Origin of the sequence: Serratia sp. L9 (assembly GCF_050632285.1) — a bacterium.
Lineage (GTDB): Bacteria > Pseudomonadota > Gammaproteobacteria > Enterobacterales > Enterobacteriaceae > Chania.
Genome location: NZ_CP192591.1, coordinates 1,754,737 through 1,770,489, shown reverse-complemented (window position 1 = coordinate 1,770,489; position 15,753 = coordinate 1,754,737). Strand labels below are relative to the sequence as shown.

Sequence of the window (15,753 nt, the reverse complement as noted above, 5' to 3'; positions counted from 1 at the left end):
ACCCTGGGCAATCCACCCAGGGTTTGAACGCTTTATTAAGAAATGGCCACCGGGAAAATCGCCCCTAAAATCATCGCCCCCAGGATTGCGCCACCGGTGATTGGCTTGCCCCAGATATAGAAGAGCAGAGCGCCCAGCAGAGAGCCGACGCCGATCGGAATCGATGCGGCCATGGCTGACAGGATGATCAACGGCCCAAGGAAACGCCCGGAGGAGTTACCGGCCCCCATCATCACGTCGGCCCCGTAGGTGGAGTTGCTCTGATTGATGGTAAATTTACGCGCCAGGATAATCAGATAACCAATCGCCAGGCCAATAACCAGGCCGGTGACCAGCGAAGCGGCAAAGTTGGCGACCGGGAAAACAATCCCTGCCCCCAGCAGCAATGCTGGCACCCCCAGACCCACCCCGGTCTGGATCGCCCCACCGATATCCAGGATCCCTACCAGAGAACCTTCGATGATACGGGCAAACAGGAAGCTGGCGCCGAACGCCGCCACCGCACCGTAAACCCCGGTGTCCATCCCGGCACGCAGCATGGAAACGAAAGCCACTTCGTTAAATGCGCCAATGCCATACAGGTAATACATATGTGTCCCGGCGAACACGCCGGACGAGAGCAGGCCTACAAAAATCGGGAATGACCAGTCGGCATACCAGAAGCCTTTTTGGGCTTGTGCATCCATCATTCAGCTCCTTATTTACCGCTCAGGGTGTTATGAATGGCATCCAGCCAGCCAGGAACGCCCAGGCTGAAGGACTCGAGAAGTTTCATATCAAAGCCACGGAAGAAACCACTCAGCACGAACAGCAGCACAATTACCGCCATCATGATCTTGGTGACCTTGTTCCAGCCGCTCTCTTCAACGCCTTTACCGATCAGGATCCCCAGAACCAGACCCGGTACGGCGTTACCCATAATCAACTGCGCCAGACCACCAAAGATGGTGCCCCAGAAGCCAGAACGCTTGCCCGCTTCGATCGCCGCCAGCCAGAAGATAACCGGCATCACGGTGTTTACCAGCAGGTTTGCCGCCGGTACCAGCACCTTGATTGCCGTCACCTGCAAGGCTGCAGGTACAGCCGAAGCCGTGGTGTTGAGGAATGCGACCACAAAGATGCCGATGATCCCGCAGGCGATCGCCATTTTTTTCGGGTTGTGCATCGTTTCGGCTACGTTGCGGTTCTTGATCATCAAGGCCGCCGCGCCCCAGTTTGGGATAATGCGGTGATCGACGTCCTGCGTGAAGGCACCCGCCGCCACGGAAGACGCCCAGGCGTTGAAGAAGAAGCCCAGACCGAATGAGAAGTGAGAAGCTGGATCGCCTTCGCAGGAATTCAGCTCGCCCAAGGTACGGAAGGCGCCCATACCCTGTGTCGTCGGGGCATGGAACATACGTGCAGCACCGGCCCCTACGCCGACACCAACCAGCCCGCCGATAATAATCGACTTAAATAAGATGATTAGAAACATCAGTCTACCCTTCTTATACCCTATCCTTGGTATTTCAAACCGTAGCCAACAATGCTGCGCTTGAAAGAGGATGGGGATAACGTTTTTATTTCGTGGTGAAAACCACCTTTTCTGTATTGATGATCGTCACATTCACGGTTATTTCCAAAGAAACGGCATAGCTTTTTCTTTCACGCGGCAGAAAGAAGAAAAGAAATTTTTCTTTGGTGGTTTTCTCTTCCGCCTTTAATATTTTGACGTCCTGCGGTTCGATGCGCAGCAGAATATTACTGGTGGATTTTAAAATCACGCCCTGCACATTGGCTAATGCAGCAGCAAAGGCTTTGGCCTTGCTGTCACCTTTGCCCTCCACCTTTACCGACGTGGTATAATTTTCTTTCATTACGGGTTGCCGTGTTTTTTGATATACGCTTCCACCAGTTTCTGGCCTAACTCTTCTTTATCCATAAAGCCAAAGCCTAAAACATTGAAACCTTCATTAATTGCCGTAACACCTTCTTCAATCGAGCGCATACCATATTTGGCTTTATAACCATGCTTGGTTTGCGCAGTAATGGCACCGGCGCCACCGCTGCCGCAGAAGGAAATACCCAGCTGCGCATTTTCTGCTTTCATCACGTCACCCAGTTTCATATCTGCTGCAACGCCTGGAATGACAATCGCCTTTGCGCCTGCATTTTCAATGCCCTGGCCGACTTTCTGACCCTTACCCAGACGATCGCCAATCACTACAGTAATTTGACCCATGGTATTCTCTCCTGATTAAATTTAATTCGTAAAATGCTATTGGTTGTTATCTTTAGCTACTTCAAAATGTACAGAAAGCAGGTAAGCCTCTTCAATTGGCAGCGTGGCGAATTTATCTACCACCTGCTCTGCCAGTTGCATTGATTCGGCAGAAATTTCGTCGAACAGTGATTTATCAACTTCCGGTAAAGGTTCACCGGTTATTGAGCGCAACACCATGGCGCGAATATGTGATTCCAACATTTGCTGTTGCACCGCATTGGTATAAATATCCTCAGCGCTCAACATTGCGGTAATATCTGCCAACACCTGCGTGGTTATCGCGTCGGCTTGGTTGATATCGGCCTGTTCCATTTTATTTACCGAAGCAGTTCCTTCATTCACTTTTCAGTCACCTCTGGATCCGGATATTTATCTGTTAATGGTAAGGCACCTTACCTTTACCCACATTCTTTGATGCCTTTACCCTAACCTTTGGGGGATTTCCTGTGTAGCGCGTTTTTTTCCAGTTCGAGCTGGAAATTAAATGACGATGAGGGATCCATTTCGCAAAAATGCACGTTTTGCTGCTAAGTTGATGAGATTAAAAAAGAGTTTGCAACCAAAAGTTTCCAGTTGGCGCCGTTGCAGAAAAAACTTCGTGATCGGGATCTCTTTCTTTTCGCTGCTTAAGAGCCTACTATCATCAGGACAAGCCGACATTTTTCGCACCCCCGCACCCAAAGGCGCGGGGGTGTTGCTTTTGTGTTGTTTTTCCGAATTTATTGGCGCAGAAAGGGCGCCCTTTGATTGGACTGGAGAGTGGAATGACCAAACCAACCATTACCATTAATGAGCTGGATGCAGAACGCCTGGATGCGCTGCTGGCACAGCCAGCCTTTGCCAACACTGACGTCGCCGCCGCGCTGAACGCCGAGCTGGATCGTGCCGACATTGTGCCAGCATCGCAGATCCCTGCACACGTCGTGACCATGAACAGCCGTGTACGTTTTCGCGATCTGCATACCTCAGAAGAACACGTGCGGACGCTGGTTTACCCAGCCTCGCTGAAAGACAGTAATGAACAGCTGTCCGTGATGGCGCCACTGGGTGCGGCGTTGCTGGGGATGCATGTAGGTAAACAGATTAACTGGCAGTTGCCGAACGGCGAAGAAGCACGGATTGAAGTGCTGGAGCTGTTGTATCAACCGGAAGCGGCGGGTGAATATCACCGCTAAGCCTGGTTGTGGGCGGCTATCAGGCCGCCCTTTTTGTACGATTAGCGGAATTTCTTATGATAGGTATCGCGGGTTTGTTTGAAATCTTGCGCCACCTTACGTGCCTCTTCCAATTTGCCCTGATTCGCCAACGCCAGTGACTGATCGATCTGCCCAATCAGCGTTGACAGGCCATGACGAAACTCCTGCATCTCCGGGCCATCCGGTGCCTTATTCTCCAGTTTTGGTGGCGTGCCTTTCTGGGCATCCGTTGCTGCCGCGCGCATATTCTGCAGGCTCTGCTTGAAGGTATCGGTAGACTCGGTTTTCAGTACGGTTTTGTAATTGGCAGAAATAGTATCCATATCATCAGCCAGATCCGCCGCCATCGCCCATGTACTGGCCCCCAGCAGCGTCAGTGCCGCCAACACTTTCAATGTCTTTCTCATGCTCACCTTCCCATTATTGTTTTTAATTAACTACAACTTAACATAGGCAAGGAACGGCAAAACCGATACTGAATATTTGTAAAGAAGGTTGAAAATAAAGGGGATGGACGATCGGCAAATCAAAAAGTACGATGCTGAGGACTACAGCAGCCAGCTTAAAAGAACGCTTCTCTTTCAAAAGGCATAATGCCTACCGAGGGGAGAGGGGAAAAGAGCACTCAGCCCCCTCCCGAGGGAGAAGGGCTGTATTGCATCACTGGCCGGCAATTTTCATTTCTGGCAGCAGAACCGAACCGCATTGGATATTACTGCGGGTTTCAATATCGCTGCCGATGCTGACAATATTACGCAGCATATCTTTCAGGTTACCGGCAATGGTGATCTCGCTGACCGGGTATTGAATTTCACCGTTTTCTACCCAGAAACCGGCGGCACCACGCGAATAATCGCCGGTAATACCACTCACGCCTTGCCCCATCAGCTCAGTCACCACCAGACCGGTGCCCAACTGCTTGAGCATGCCAGCAAAGTCATCCCCCTGCCCGGCAATACGCCAGTTGTGGATCCCACCCGCATGGCCGGTGCTGTGCAGCCCCAGCTTGCGCGCCGCATAGCTGGTCAGCAACCAGGTTTGCAGCACGCCGTCTTTAACGATGTCACGGCGCTCGGTGCGCACGCCTTCGCTGTCGAACGGCGTAGAGGCCAGCCCTTTCAGCAGATGCGGATGTTCTTCGATAGTCATCCAATCCGGCAGGATCTGCTTGCCCAACGAATCCAGCAGGAAGGTGGACTTACGGTAGACACTGCTGCCGCTGATGGCTCCAACCAGATGGCCAAACAGACCCGTCGCCACTTCCGAGGCAAACAACACCGGCGCTTTCATGGTAGACAGCTTGCGCGGAGCAAGGCGTGCCAGCGTACGGCGGGCACACTCCTGACCGACCCACTCCGGGCTGGCCATATCGCCCATCGCACGGCCAATGGTGTAGGCGTAATCCCGCTCCATATCGCCATCATGTTCGGCGATCACACAGCTTGAGAGCGAATGGCGGCTGGAGCAATAGCCTTGCAGCATGCCGTGGCTGTTGCCGAAGACCTTGATACCATAGTGGCTGTTGAAGCTACCACCTTCAGTATTGGTGATCCGTTTATCCGCCGCCAGCGCAGCCTGCTCGGCACGGGCCGCCAGCTCAATGCCACGTTCGGCATCCAACTCGGTCGGATGGAACAGATCGAGGTCTGGCGCTTCAAACGCCAGCAGATCTTTTTCGGCCGGGCCTGCATGAGGGTCTGGCGAGGTATAGCGGGCAATATCCAACGCCGCCTGCACGGTGCGTGCAATGGCATCCGGGCTGAGATCGGTGGAAGAGGCACTGCCTTTGCGGCTTTGATAATAAACGGTGATGCCTAACGCGCCGTCGCTGTTGAATTCGACGTTCTCCACTTCACCAAAGCGGGTGCTGACACTGATACCGGTGGTCTTGGTCACAGCAACTTCTGCCGCATCGGAACCGGCACGGGCCAGCTCCAGAGCCTGTGAAACGGCTTGTTCCAGCGCCTTGCGCTGTTCTGCAACTTGAGTGACTACTTTCATCAATCTGCCATACTTAATCAGAAAATCGTTGAGAAAAGTGCCGTGAAGGCGTGGTTTTGCGCGAGGTAACGCGCCAAAATAACGTTGATTATGCTTTTGAGTCTAACAGGAACCGCGTGGAATTTCGCATAAAGCCGGCAACCTGTTAGGATTAGCCTCTTTTTAACGGAGCCTACCATGAACAAACAGCCTGAAGACTGGCTCGACGATGTCCCGGAGAATGAAAACGAGGACGATGACGAGATTATCTGGGTCAGTAAAAGTGAGATTAAGCGTGATGCCGAAGCGCTGAAAGACCTGGGGACCGAACTGGTCGAACTGGGTAAAAATGCCATGGACCGCATCCCGCTGGACGAAGATCTGCGCGCCGCCATCGAATTGGCGCAGAAGATCAAGAAAGAAGGTCGCCGCCGCCAGATCCAACTGATCGGGAAAATGCTGCGTGCCCGTGATGTCGAACCGATCCAGACCGCACTCGACAAGCTGAACAACCGCCATAACCAGCAGGTTTCGCTGTTCCACAAGCTGGAAGCGCTGCGCGATCGCCTGGTTGAAGAAGGTGATGATGCCATCCCAACGGTGCTGGATCTGTATCCAGAAGCCGATCGCCAACAGTTGCGCGCACTGGTGCGTAATGCGCAGAAAGAGAAGGCCGCTAACAAGCCGCCAAAATCATTCCGCCAAATCTTCCAGTACCTGCGCGATCTGGCCGAGGCGCAACAGTGACCGCCAGCGGCATCATCATGATGGGATGAACCAGGTTCATCCCCGGTGATGCACCGCTTTATGGCTCGTTTCGCAGATATTGAACCGCAGGTTACCCTCCAGTTCCTCTTCCGCTTCCTCAAACAACAAAATTATGGCACCAAAGCGGCGTTTGCTGCGGGCGTTGAGATTGAGAAACTCAATCTCGACCGGCAGTTTGATATCGCCGGTCACAACGTCCCATAGCGCATCCAGATTGGCACCAAAACCTTCACCCAGTCCGAGCTGCTCGGCAAAGTCGCGATAGAACGCTGGCAAGTCAGGTATCTGGTTAAAATCGAACTCTATTTTCCCCATCAACTCACTCCATCCGAATGAAGTTTTTATAATGGTCACGCGTGACATAAATCAGACCGTCACTGGAATACAACAACCGGTCGGCACCACGATGGCCGCATTGGTAATTGATATCCGCTTCGCGCCATACCCGGTTGTTCGCGGCCGGTAATTGCCCTTCACGGTTTGAAAAACGATCGCCGCCAATGGCTTTGCCCGGCAATACCGAGCACAGATTCCCCTTGCCCGCATCCCAGCCCTGCTCACGCGCCTGCTTTTTGGTGAGGTAGTAATCCGGTAACCGCTGATGTTGCTGCAGATAGCTGACCACGCGATTCTGTTGTGTCAGCTTATCAATAGTCTCTTCCGCCGCCGGCGTAGAAACATGAGGGATGGCTCGATCGTTGTTATTCCCATACAAAGCACTGTAACCAGCCACAACAACGGCGATCAGCATCGCTATAAGCGTACGTTTGTTCATACTTTCCCTGAATCTATAGCAAAATTTAATGAATCAAAGATTACCGATGTGTAACGCTTTTACATTCTGGCCGTTGACTCGCCCCCAAATCATGCCACGTTCCAGCGCGCCTGACACGTCCAACACCTGATTTAAAAGGGGAAATAATGCTCAGTATAGCCTTTGATGCCGGGTACGTGCCCGGCGATGGGGGATTGATGGTGGGTTAGGGCTTTAATCGATCAACGCATGACGATAACGGTGCAACATGTCCGCCAGGCGTTTTACCGGGGCGGTGACGCTGATGGGTGCGCGGTTATCCACCAGCTTTTGCTGGTATTCATTCATCTCTTTAAGCAGACGATCGTAATAATAGGCGCGTTTTACATCGCTTTTGGCACTCACTACGTGATCGGCCGTACTGCGGATCTGTTTATGGAACACTGAAAGCTCTTCTCTCTCCGGGATCTCAGTCTTCTGCATCCGCTGATGGGCGATAATCAGATTCAGCCCCAGCCGATATTTGGCGATGTCGTTGGGGAACATCATCAGCAACTGGTTAAGACGCTGGTAGAGTGCAGGCAGATGGTTCTCCCGGCGGCGGGCCGCTTTGGTGGTCAATGCCGAAACGGCACTACTGACCAACTGATTCATCAGCGTGCGGCCAGTGCGTTCGCGCGAGGTATCGCGGATCAGGAACAACACGATCATGGCCACAAAACAGCCGATAATCTGGCCAATGGCACTGTCGATAAAGGAGGTGACGTGGAAGCTCATCGGGTTGCTCAACACCAGAATATTGATGGTGCTCGCCAGCGTCCCCAATGACCCCAAACGCCGTTTCTGCACTTCGATACCGATAACAAAGGCCATAATACCCAAGCTCAAACACAGCAGGAGCATGCTTTGCTGGGTTTCTGGCAGGATAAACATATAAAACAGCGCGCCAAGCGGGAAGGCGACAAGCACCCCTAACAGGAAATCGAGCGCCGTCATTTTCGGGTTTGGCGTACGCATCGCCAGCGAGGTAACCACGGCGATCATCACCATAAAACCACTGCCGGAAGTCCAGCCGGTCCACAGCCAGAACAGACAGCCAATCGAGGTTGCCGCCCAGGCACGCAAGCCGTTAATCATGGCGTGATGGCCTTCTGCCGAAGACCTTTTCACCACCACCTCACCGGTCAGTATTTCGTTTTCCACCGCATTGATGCCGCTGTTGGTATGCACACCTTTCGCTAACAACAGATAGCGAGTTGCCGCCCCCACCCAACTGGTCACCGTCTGCAGAGTTTCTTCGCTATGGTTAGTGGCCAGCACCCGACGAACCTGCTTCAGGTGCTTATGGACGTCCTGCGGTGTTTCCACTGAAACCATCAACAGCTGGCGAATGTTTTCCTTCACCGCGTCCGGGTAATTAAGCAAAATCAGGTAAGTTTCACAGGCCTGGGTAATCAGCGTCAGAGAAAGGGTGTGTAACGCCAACATGCGGCGGTTAACCCGCTGCCAGCGTGACGACTCCAGCATCAGGTTGCTGCGCATACCATTAAGCGCGGTGGTGCTTTTCACCAGATCGCTCCAGGTACGGTCGATAAGCTCTTTGTCGGCGTTGCTGATACACAGCTGCATCAGTCTGTACTGACCAATCAGTAATTGATCCACCGCACGATCGATGTCCTCCTTGATCGAGCGAGGTGAAAACAGCAGGTCGGCCAATACCGCGCTGATAATACCGAGCACAATCTCGCTACAGCGTTCAACGGCATACTGCGGCGCGGCCAGCAACGAGGTAGACGTCGTGATCGAAGTGACGATGATAATCAGGGCCGTATACCCTGCCAGGCTCCACGCATAGGAGTTCTCGACTTTGACCAGTGAGGAAATCCAGGTACAGATCCCCAGCCAACCGCAACACAGCATCAGCATGACCACCGGCGCACGAGCAGAGATCACGATAATCACCAAACCCACAAAGCAACCGACAAAAGTACCGATAATCCGCAGCCAGCCACGATAGCGAATGGCCCCGGAGAAGGGTTCCCCACCGGCGGCGAAGGCCGGACCCGCCACCACCAGCGCCGCCGTCAGCACTGACCAACGGGGGTTTCCAGGTTAAGGTGAAAACCGACAAACAGCGCGAAAACAATCGCGAAGCTAAGCTTGAAGGCAAACCTGAGTCGATTAAAGGTTAGGCTGTTCATTAGCCGAACTCACGCAACCGATGCATCAATCGGGTAAAAGGTGAACCGTTGTCGAGATTACGATCGCTCTTGCCAGTGATCACCACGGTAGCCGTAGTCCCGGCCGGATAAGGGTGTTGCTGATCTTTCTCATCCAGAATGATTTTCACCGGCACGCGCTGCGCCAACCGCACCCACTCCAGATTGCTGTCGATAGCTGCCAGCCCTTTGCTGTCTACGGTGCTGCTGCTGTTATTTACCGCGGCAGCCAGGCTGTCGACAGTGCCGTGCATAATGCGGTTACTGCCCAGCGGAGTAATTTCTGCACGGTCGCCTTTGTTCAGGCCGGCAAGTTTGGTTTCTTCCAGATAGGCAATAATATAGAAGCTGTTTTTCTTCACTAGCGCCACCGCAGTGGAGCCACGGGTGATAAACTCCCCCGCATGGACGTTCAGGTTGGTTACCCAGCCGTCGGCTGGAGCACGCACCGTGGTACGTTCAAGATCCAACTTGGCCAGATCGCGCACCGCCATCGCCTTCGCCAATTGGTGTTGCACGGTCTGTAACGCGTTACTGGACTGGTCGATCTCTTCTTGGGACATCGCCTGGATCCCCAGGCGCGTACGGCGGCCGGCCTCACGCTGCTTCTCTGCCGCCAGCGTCTGGTAATAGGCCACATCGGCGTTGGCTTCCGCCAGCGCCTGTTGATAGCGGGGCTGGTCGATCACCAGCAGGATCTGGCCCTGTTTCACCAGTTGGTTATCAGTAACCGGCACGTCCGTCAGCAAGCCGCTAACGTCCGGTGCGATCGCCACCACATCGGCGGTGAATTTGGCGTCCCGTGTCCACGGTGATTCGGTGTAAAACGCCCAGGTTTTAAACACCCCAATAGCCGCCAGCAGGATCACCACCAACGTGATGGCAACCCGGGTTATTTTTAATGAAAAAGTTTTCACTGCGACCTCAAACGAAAAGACAAGAAATCAGATAAAACAGACAGCAATACAGCGCGGTATTAAACAACGCCGGATGCCAGACAAAATCGTAAATTCCTGTCGGTTGCAGTAAGCGTTGCAGGATAAAAAACAGTGCCAGCGACGCTAACAGCTCAAAAAATACCGGCGGGAACGACAGTCCAAAAATGACCATAACCGGAAGCAAACTCATACTTTTTCCTTGATTGTTTACTGCACCGGGATTGCGCCCTTCTTATTTAACACTTCATTTACATTATCTTGAGCGGACGTCAAGCGCACCCTGCTAAGGTCTCAAACCTGAAAAAGGGGTAAACTCAGAACATACGTCCGCGAAAGGAAATGCAGGATTACCGGAGGGATCGTTCGGCCACGGCAGAGTACCGAGACATAGCTGACCACGCCCAAGCGTTCAGAAGGTCTTTTATCCACTGAATTTCTCGTTACGACGAGAAAGACGCAGGATATACCCGACGCGTTATATTAGCCTGCTTACTATCAACTCATCAACAATCTGTGATCTAAATCACTTTTAAGCCAGAGTGAACAATGGAAAGACTAAAACGTATGTCCGTGTTTGCCAAAGTCGTTGAATGCGGTTCATTTACTGCGGCGGCACGCCAGCTCGACATGAGCGTTTCATCCATCAGCCAGACAGTATCCAAATTGGAAAATGATCTGCAGGTGAAGCTGCTTAACCGCAGTACACGTAGTATCGGCCTGACCGAAGCCGGTAAAATCTACTATCAGGGTTGCCGCCGCATGCTGCAGGAGGCCACCGAGGTACATGAACAACTTTATGCGTTGAACAATACTCCCATCGGCACATTACGCATTGGCAGCTCTTCTACCATGGCGCAAAACGTCCTGGCGATCATGACCGCTGAAATGCTGCAAGAGTACCCAGGCCTGAAGGTAAACCTGGTCACCGGCATCCCGGCGCCGGATCTGATTGCCGATGGCCTGGATGTGGTGATCCGCACCGGCGCCCTGCGCGATTCCAATCTGTTCTCCAAACGCCTGGGCTCAATGCCGATGGTGGTTTGCGCCGCCAAGAACTACCTTGCGCTGAACGGTACGCCGCAAAAGCCCAGCGATATGGTGAACTTCTCCTGGCTGGAGTACAGCGTGCGGCCAGACAGTGAGTTTGAACTGATGGCGCCAGAAGGGATCAGCACGCGTATTTCTCCCCAGGGGCGCTTCGTGACCAACGATTCACAAACCATGATCCGCTGGTTGAAGGCCGGGGCCGGGATCGCCTATGTGCCATTGATGTGGGTAATAGAAGAAATCAAAAACGGCGAGATAGAGATCCTGTTCAAACGCTACCATTCTGAACCGCGCCCGGTGTATGCCCTGTATACTGAAAAAGACAAACTTCCGTTGAAGGTTCAGGTGTGTATCAACTATTTGACCGAGTATTTCACACGGGTAGCAGAAGTTTATCAGGGCTATCGTTAATTCCCCCTAAACCCTGGAGCTTACTCCAGGGAAATAACCAAAGATGCAAAACGACATATATAGCTGTTCACGCTATAAAATCGATTTCTCATTTCTTTCATATCAATTATCGCAAGTAATAACTTTCATTTGATTCCCGTTCTCTCCTGATAACAATGCTGTTTTCTTTCTGATCAACCGATCGGTTATGCGGAAATAAATGCCACATTTAAACGTAAAAAATCGTGGCGATAATACTTTTAAGAATTTCCTGCCAAGGCGGTCGAAATACCCGTTATGACGGTATTTTCCGGTGCTTGCTTCCGCCCCTGCGGGTGTGATTAATTGATTCTGGCAAGGAGATTGGCATTGGATCGCCAAATTGAAACTAACGCCGTTAATAATAAAAACTCAGCACAACATCAGGAATCCCCATGGAAAAAATTCCCCGCACGAACGTGGTCTATACCATGTCGCGTGATAATGCCCCTGTGGCCAGTATTGTCAGTGGTAGCGACGTTTGTTTTGAAACCTGCGACTGCTTCGAAGATCAGATTGCTTGCGAACAGGCGGCCTTTACCGAACTGGATTGGAGCCGTATTAATCCGGCAACCGGGCCGGTTTATGTGCAGGATGCGATGCCTGGCGATGTACTGCGCGTAGAGATTAAGCGCATTACGCCCCGTAGCCATCAGGCAGTCATGGTCACCGCGCCAGGTCTGGGCGTGCTCGGTGATGAGCTGCAACACCCGCAGATCCGTACCGTGCCGTTAGAAGATGGCTTCGCATTGCTGCCCGGCGGCGTGCGCTGGCCGTTAAAACCCATGATTGGCGTTATTGGCGTTGCCCCGGCTGACGTGCCGGTGTCTTGTGGCACACCGGATGCACACGGCGGCAACATGGATTGTAAAATCATCACCGAAGACAGCACGCTCTGGCTGCCGGTTAACGTTCCCGGTGCGTTGTTTGCACTTGGCGATCTGCATGCCGCGATGGGCGATGGCGAAGTTTCAGTCTGTGGGCTGGAAATCCCTGGCGAAGTGGTGGTGAATTTGACGGTGGTAAAAAACCGCGCGTTGCCAACCCCAATGATAAGCACCCCAGAGGCGCTCTACACCCTTGCCTCAGCCGAAACTCTGGATGAAGCCGCTCAACTGGCCACCCGCAATATGGCGCACTTCGTCGCGGATTACAGCAATGTCTCACTGGCCGACGCCATCAACCTGATGAGCATTACTGGCGATCTGCAAATCTGCCAGGTGGTGGATCCGCTGAAAACCTGCCGCTTCGCTCTGCCACGCAGCGTTGCAGAGCAATTAAATATCCAGCTGGATTAGGAGCCAAACCATGTCTGTAGAACAATTTGGCTATAAGCAGGAGTTGCACCGTACTCTGACCCTGAAAGATCTGGTGATTTACGGCATGATCTTTATGGTGCCGATCGCGCCATTTGGCGTATTCGGCTATGTCTGGGAAGGCGCACAGGGCATGGTGGCGCTGGCCTACCTGATCGGCATGGTGGCAATGTTCTTCACTGCCATGAGCTATTGGTCGATGTCCCGCGCATTCCCGGTTTCCGGCTCGGTCTACGCTTACGCACAGCGTGGCATCCATGAAACCGTCGGCTTCTTTGCCGGCTGGTTGATACTGCTGGATTATATTTTGGTTCCTTCGCTGCTGTATATTGTCAGCGCGGCGGCGCTAGGCCCGATCTTGCCAGACGTCCCGGCCTGGTTATGGATCGTGACGTTTATCGTGATCAACAGTGCGATTAACCTGGTCGGTATTCAGTTCACCGCCAGGGCCAACCGCTATATTCTGGTTGCCGAAATCGTGATCCTGACCCTCTTTGTCGTTATGGGTCTGACTGCGCTCTATTCCGGTGAAGGTGCCGGCGGCCTGACAATGAATCCGCTCTACAATGCCGAGAAATTCAGCCTGCCGCTGGTGATGGGTGCCGTTTCGATCGCGGTGCTGTCGTTCCTGGGCTTTGACGGCATTTCAACGCTGTCTGAAGAGAGCAAAGGGGGAGCCGATGCGGTGGGGAAAGCCTCGCTGTACGCACTGCTGCTGGTGGGGACGCTGTTTATCCTGCAAACCTGGATCGCCGCCGATCTGGCAGCAGGCAAAAACTTCACCAATCTGGATACCGCATTCTATGACACTGCCAGTCTAGCGGGCGGTTCCTGGCTAAAACAGGCCACCATTTGGGCGACCGCACTCTCGTGGGGGATCGCCAATGCGCTGGTCGCACAGGCCGCCATCTCACGGATCCTGTTCGCCATGGGCCGCGATCGCCAATTGCCGAAGATCCTGGCCAAGGTGCATCCCCGCTTTAAAACGCCTTACGTCAGTACCCTGCTGGTGGCGGTTATCTCACTGGGGTCTGGGCTGTACTTTAATGGCAGCATCGACAACCTGAGCCGTTTGGTGAATTTCGGTGCGTTGATGGGCTTTTTAATTCTGCATCTGTCGGTAATTAACCATTATATCATCCGCCAGAAATCCACCGCCTGGGTGAAGCACCTGCTGTTCCCGCTGATCGGTCTGGCCATCATCGGCTTTGTGCTGTACGAAATGGATATTGAAGCCAAGACCCTCGGCCTCAGTTGGCTGGCAATCGGCATCGTCTATTACTTTGTCCTGCGCGTAATACTCAAGAGAAAACCCGTGCTTGAGCTGGAAGGATAATTCATACCGCCCCCTCTCTCTGTATAATTTCGCAGAGAGAGGCATATGACTCCACCATGCTGTTTTCTGTAAAAATAAGGCGTGGTGAAGAATGAAATAGTTGCACAAATTGAACATCAACAGTCACACCTAATTTACAACGCCTCATTAACGCTCTATTAACCTGGTTCGATCTCTTATTATTCCCAAAACAGCATTTCATTTCACAGGTATTGTGCTGCAGGCCTTTCACGCATAAATCCTGCGCCCAAAAACACTCACTTTGCTATTAATCAACCTGCTGACATTTATTGGGCAATTAATGCTCAGCGCTATTTTTAAGAAAGAGAGTTCTTTTTAATAAATTCAGATAATGATTAAATAAGGCCATAGGATATTTAAGATCTTTCCTTAAATGGAAGGACAACACAACAGATGGGTTTATCTCCTACTAACAACGAGTGTAGACTCGAAAATTGTTGGGGATGGCATTATTGTGAATTATCAACATCTTCAACCATTCATTTGAAGAATTATTCATAATGACTTCATTTGTTTGTAACCTGTATTACAACATCATCCACCTTAAATAAAAGAGATTAATCATGAGAGAATTATCTAAAACAGAAATGGCTGAAGTATCTGGTGCTGGCCTGTTAGGCGGCCTTGCCAATATCGCTGGCACAATCGTTAACTCTGCTGTGCATGGTATTGCCGGCACAATAGGTGTTTGGGTCAGCGGCATCGGTTATGCCGTTGGTGCAACCGTTGGCCTGGGGATGTCTTTCCTTGATAGCATCGCCAATATCTTTACTGGCAGTAAGACCACGACGACGACTCCTAAAGAATAATATCACTCTATACGCTCAATAGATGTTATTAGGTAACTTATTTACATAAGCAGTTCAGTTAATAAGGATATTACAGTGAAAAAAATCAATACTCAAAAAGCCATGACTATTATCGGTGGCGAAATGGGTTGCCTGCAGGTGTATAACAAAACCTTGGTAGACGGTAAGACGACCTGTAACATCACCGTTGTTTGCCAAGACAAATGGGGCGATACCACCACTTCAAGCAAGCCTACCGACCTGGAAAAGTGCGCTTAAATAATATACCCGTCGCCTTTCAAGCTGCAGCATTGTCAGTTGCAACTCGAAATTCATGGGGTATACAACATATCTTGATTAAGGATAAATCATGAGAGAATTATCTAAAGTAGAAATGAACGAAGTTTCCGGTGCGGGTTTTTTAAGCGACCTGCTCGGTAACATCAGCTCGGGTGCCAACGTTGCATTTGGCAGCATTGCGAACGTTTTTGTTGAAGGTGCAAAAATCTTTACCGACACCGTTTTCAATGTGGTCAAAGGCTTCTGGGAAGGCCGTTACACCAAGTAAATCCAAATTGATGTCATCAGGTTATATTGAACAATCAATATAATACCCTCGCTGATGCTACATTTGGCTTTTAAGAGCAAATCCTCTTTTCTCAATCAGGATTTGCTCTTTTCTCCTTCGGAAAATTGGC

The 15,753-nt window shown here is 51.8% G+C and carries 20 protein-coding genes; 8 read left to right on the top strand and 12 right to left on the bottom strand.

What is annotated here, in order from left to right; translation table 11 throughout:
• Positions 1-35: 35 nt before the first annotated feature.
• The 5 genes from ACQ86O_RS08390 to ACQ86O_RS08370 form a co-directional block, all read right to left on the bottom strand.
• Positions 36-686, bottom strand: a complete 651-nt coding sequence (locus tag ACQ86O_RS08390) for a DUF4310 family protein (RefSeq protein WP_431225684.1) — start codon at positions 684-686, stop codon at positions 36-38.
• Positions 687-697: 11 nt separating this feature from the next.
• Positions 698-1,474 carry a DUF4311 domain-containing protein gene (locus ACQ86O_RS08385; protein WP_431224851.1) on the bottom strand — a complete coding sequence of 259 codons (777 nt, stop codon included), beginning with the start codon at positions 1,472-1,474 and terminating at the stop codon, positions 698-700.
• Positions 1,475-1,559: 85 nt separating this feature from the next.
• Positions 1,560-1,856: a DUF4312 family protein gene (locus ACQ86O_RS08380; RefSeq protein ID WP_431224850.1), complete on the bottom strand. Its 297-nt coding sequence runs from the start codon at positions 1,854-1,856 to the stop codon at positions 1,560-1,562.
• Positions 1,856-2,221, bottom strand: a complete 366-nt coding sequence (locus ACQ86O_RS08375) for an SFCGS family glycine-rich protein (protein ID WP_431224849.1) — start codon at positions 2,219-2,221, stop codon at positions 1,856-1,858. The genes ACQ86O_RS08380 and ACQ86O_RS08375 overlap by 1 nt, the downstream gene beginning before the upstream one ends.
• 36 nt (positions 2,222-2,257) lie before the next feature.
• Entirely contained in the window at positions 2,258-2,575 is a 318-nt protein-coding gene (locus ACQ86O_RS08370; protein ID WP_431225683.1) for a glycine dehydrogenase, read from the bottom strand.
• Positions 2,576-3,027: 452 nt separating this feature from the next.
• Between ACQ86O_RS08370 and rnk the strand changes: the two genes are divergently transcribed.
• Positions 3,028-3,438, top strand: a complete 411-nt coding sequence (gene rnk / locus ACQ86O_RS08365) for a nucleoside diphosphate kinase regulator (protein WP_431224848.1) — start codon at positions 3,028-3,030, stop codon at positions 3,436-3,438.
• Positions 3,439-3,479: 41 nt separating this feature from the next.
• Here rnk and cybC read toward each other — a convergent pair whose 3' ends face one another.
• Positions 3,480-3,866, bottom strand: coding sequence for a cytochrome b562 (cybC, locus tag ACQ86O_RS08360; RefSeq protein ID WP_431224847.1), 387 nt, complete (start codon positions 3,864-3,866; stop codon positions 3,480-3,482).
• Positions 3,867-4,119: 253 nt separating this feature from the next.
• Positions 4,120-5,460: a metalloprotease PmbA gene (pmbA, locus tag ACQ86O_RS08355; RefSeq protein ID WP_431224846.1), complete on the bottom strand. Its 1,341-nt coding sequence runs from the start codon at positions 5,458-5,460 to the stop codon at positions 4,120-4,122.
• Between the two features lie 177 nt (positions 5,461-5,637).
• On the opposite strand from pmbA, the gene yjgA reads away from it, so the two are divergent.
• On the top strand, positions 5,638-6,186 hold the full coding sequence (gene yjgA, locus ACQ86O_RS08350) for a ribosome biogenesis factor YjgA (RefSeq protein ID WP_431224845.1): 549 nt from the start codon (positions 5,638-5,640) through the stop codon (positions 6,184-6,186).
• A 36-nt stretch (positions 6,187-6,222) separates the two neighbouring features.
• Here the strand turns inward: yjgA and ACQ86O_RS08345 are convergent, their stop codons facing one another.
• From ACQ86O_RS08345 to aaeX, 5 genes are all read right to left on the bottom strand, one after another.
• Positions 6,223-6,522, bottom strand: coding sequence for a barstar family protein (locus ACQ86O_RS08345; protein ID WP_431224844.1), 300 nt, complete (start codon positions 6,520-6,522; stop codon positions 6,223-6,225).
• 4 nt (positions 6,523-6,526) lie between these two features.
• Positions 6,527-6,982: a ribonuclease gene (locus ACQ86O_RS08340; protein ID WP_431224843.1), complete on the bottom strand. Its 456-nt coding sequence runs from the start codon at positions 6,980-6,982 to the stop codon at positions 6,527-6,529.
• Between the two features lie 213 nt (positions 6,983-7,195).
• Entirely contained in the window at positions 7,196-9,031 is a 1,836-nt protein-coding gene (aaeB, locus tag ACQ86O_RS08335) for a p-hydroxybenzoic acid efflux pump subunit AaeB (protein ID WP_431225682.1), read from the bottom strand.
• A 130-nt stretch (positions 9,032-9,161) separates the two neighbouring features.
• A complete protein-coding gene (aaeA, locus tag ACQ86O_RS08330) occupies positions 9,162-10,097 on the bottom strand; it encodes a p-hydroxybenzoic acid efflux pump subunit AaeA (protein ID WP_431224842.1) in 936 nt (311 codons plus the stop codon).
• Positions 10,098-10,104: 7 nt separating this feature from the next.
• Positions 10,105-10,308, bottom strand: a complete 204-nt coding sequence (gene aaeX, locus ACQ86O_RS08325) for a p-hydroxybenzoic acid efflux pump operon protein AaeX (protein ID WP_431224841.1) — start codon at positions 10,306-10,308, stop codon at positions 10,105-10,107.
• 356 nt (positions 10,309-10,664) lie between these two features.
• On the opposite strand from aaeX, the gene aaeR reads away from it, so the two are divergent.
• The 6 genes from aaeR (at position 10,665) to ACQ86O_RS08295 (ending at position 15,623) form a co-directional block, all read left to right on the top strand.
• On the top strand, positions 10,665-11,576 hold the full coding sequence (gene aaeR / locus ACQ86O_RS08320) for an HTH-type transcriptional activator AaeR (protein WP_431224840.1): 912 nt from the start codon (positions 10,665-10,667) through the stop codon (positions 11,574-11,576).
• A 413-nt stretch (positions 11,577-11,989) separates the two neighbouring features.
• Positions 11,990-12,892, top strand: coding sequence for an acetamidase/formamidase family protein (locus ACQ86O_RS08315; protein ID WP_431224839.1), 903 nt, complete (start codon positions 11,990-11,992; stop codon positions 12,890-12,892).
• A 10-nt stretch (positions 12,893-12,902) separates the two neighbouring features.
• Positions 12,903-14,246: an APC family permease gene (locus ACQ86O_RS08310; RefSeq protein ID WP_431224838.1), complete on the top strand. Its 1,344-nt coding sequence runs from the start codon at positions 12,903-12,905 to the stop codon at positions 14,244-14,246.
• A gap of 584 nt (positions 14,247-14,830) precedes the next feature.
• Entirely contained in the window at positions 14,831-15,076 is a 246-nt protein-coding gene (locus ACQ86O_RS08305) for a hypothetical protein (protein ID WP_431224837.1), read from the top strand.
• A gap of 75 nt (positions 15,077-15,151) precedes the next feature.
• Entirely contained in the window at positions 15,152-15,334 is a 183-nt protein-coding gene (locus ACQ86O_RS08300; RefSeq protein ID WP_431224836.1) for a DUF4762 family protein, read from the top strand.
• Positions 15,335-15,425: 91 nt separating this feature from the next.
• On the top strand, positions 15,426-15,623 hold the full coding sequence (locus ACQ86O_RS08295) for a hypothetical protein (protein WP_431224835.1): 198 nt from the start codon (positions 15,426-15,428) through the stop codon (positions 15,621-15,623).
• Positions 15,624-15,753 lie beyond the last annotated feature (130 nt).

Excerpts from the sequence above, each read along its gene's own strand:
- ACQ86O_RS08345 (WP_431224844.1), bottom strand. The coding sequence starts at position 6,522 with ATGGGGAAAATAGAGTTCGATTTTAACCAGATACCTGACTTGCCAGCG.
- yjgA (WP_431224845.1), top strand. The coding sequence starts at position 5,638 with ATGAACAAACAGCCTGAAGACTGGCTCGACGATGTCCCGGAGAATGAA.
- aaeR (WP_431224840.1), top strand. The coding sequence starts at position 10,665 with ATGGAAAGACTAAAACGTATGTCCGTGTTTGCCAAAGTCGTTGAATGC.
- ACQ86O_RS08370 (WP_431225683.1), bottom strand. The coding sequence starts at position 2,575 with ATGGAACAGGCCGATATCAACCAAGCCGACGCGATAACCACGCAGGTG.
- ACQ86O_RS08375 (WP_431224849.1), bottom strand. The coding sequence starts at position 2,221 with ATGGGTCAAATTACTGTAGTGATTGGCGATCGTCTGGGTAAGGGTCAG.
- ACQ86O_RS08340 (WP_431224843.1), bottom strand. The coding sequence starts at position 6,982 with ATGAACAAACGTACGCTTATAGCGATGCTGATCGCCGTTGTTGTGGCT.
- aaeX (WP_431224841.1), bottom strand. The coding sequence starts at position 10,308 with ATGAGTTTGCTTCCGGTTATGGTCATTTTTGGACTGTCGTTCCCGCCG.
- rnk (WP_431224848.1), top strand. The coding sequence starts at position 3,028 with ATGACCAAACCAACCATTACCATTAATGAGCTGGATGCAGAACGCCTG.
- ACQ86O_RS08295 (WP_431224835.1), top strand. The coding sequence starts at position 15,426 with ATGAGAGAATTATCTAAAGTAGAAATGAACGAAGTTTCCGGTGCGGGT.
- cybC (WP_431224847.1), bottom strand. The coding sequence starts at position 3,866 with ATGAGAAAGACATTGAAAGTGTTGGCGGCACTGACGCTGCTGGGGGCC.
- ACQ86O_RS08390 (WP_431225684.1), bottom strand. The coding sequence starts at position 686 with ATGGATGCACAAGCCCAAAAAGGCTTCTGGTATGCCGACTGGTCATTC.
- ACQ86O_RS08305 (WP_431224837.1), top strand. The coding sequence starts at position 14,831 with ATGAGAGAATTATCTAAAACAGAAATGGCTGAAGTATCTGGTGCTGGC.
- pmbA (WP_431224846.1), bottom strand. The coding sequence starts at position 5,460 with ATGAAAGTAGTCACTCAAGTTGCAGAACAGCGCAAGGCGCTGGAACAA.
- ACQ86O_RS08385 (WP_431224851.1), bottom strand. The coding sequence starts at position 1,474 with ATGTTTCTAATCATCTTATTTAAGTCGATTATTATCGGCGGGCTGGTT.
- ACQ86O_RS08315 (WP_431224839.1), top strand. The coding sequence starts at position 11,990 with ATGGAAAAAATTCCCCGCACGAACGTGGTCTATACCATGTCGCGTGAT.
- ACQ86O_RS08310 (WP_431224838.1), top strand. The coding sequence starts at position 12,903 with ATGTCTGTAGAACAATTTGGCTATAAGCAGGAGTTGCACCGTACTCTG.
- ACQ86O_RS08380 (WP_431224850.1), bottom strand. The coding sequence starts at position 1,856 with ATGAAAGAAAATTATACCACGTCGGTAAAGGTGGAGGGCAAAGGTGAC.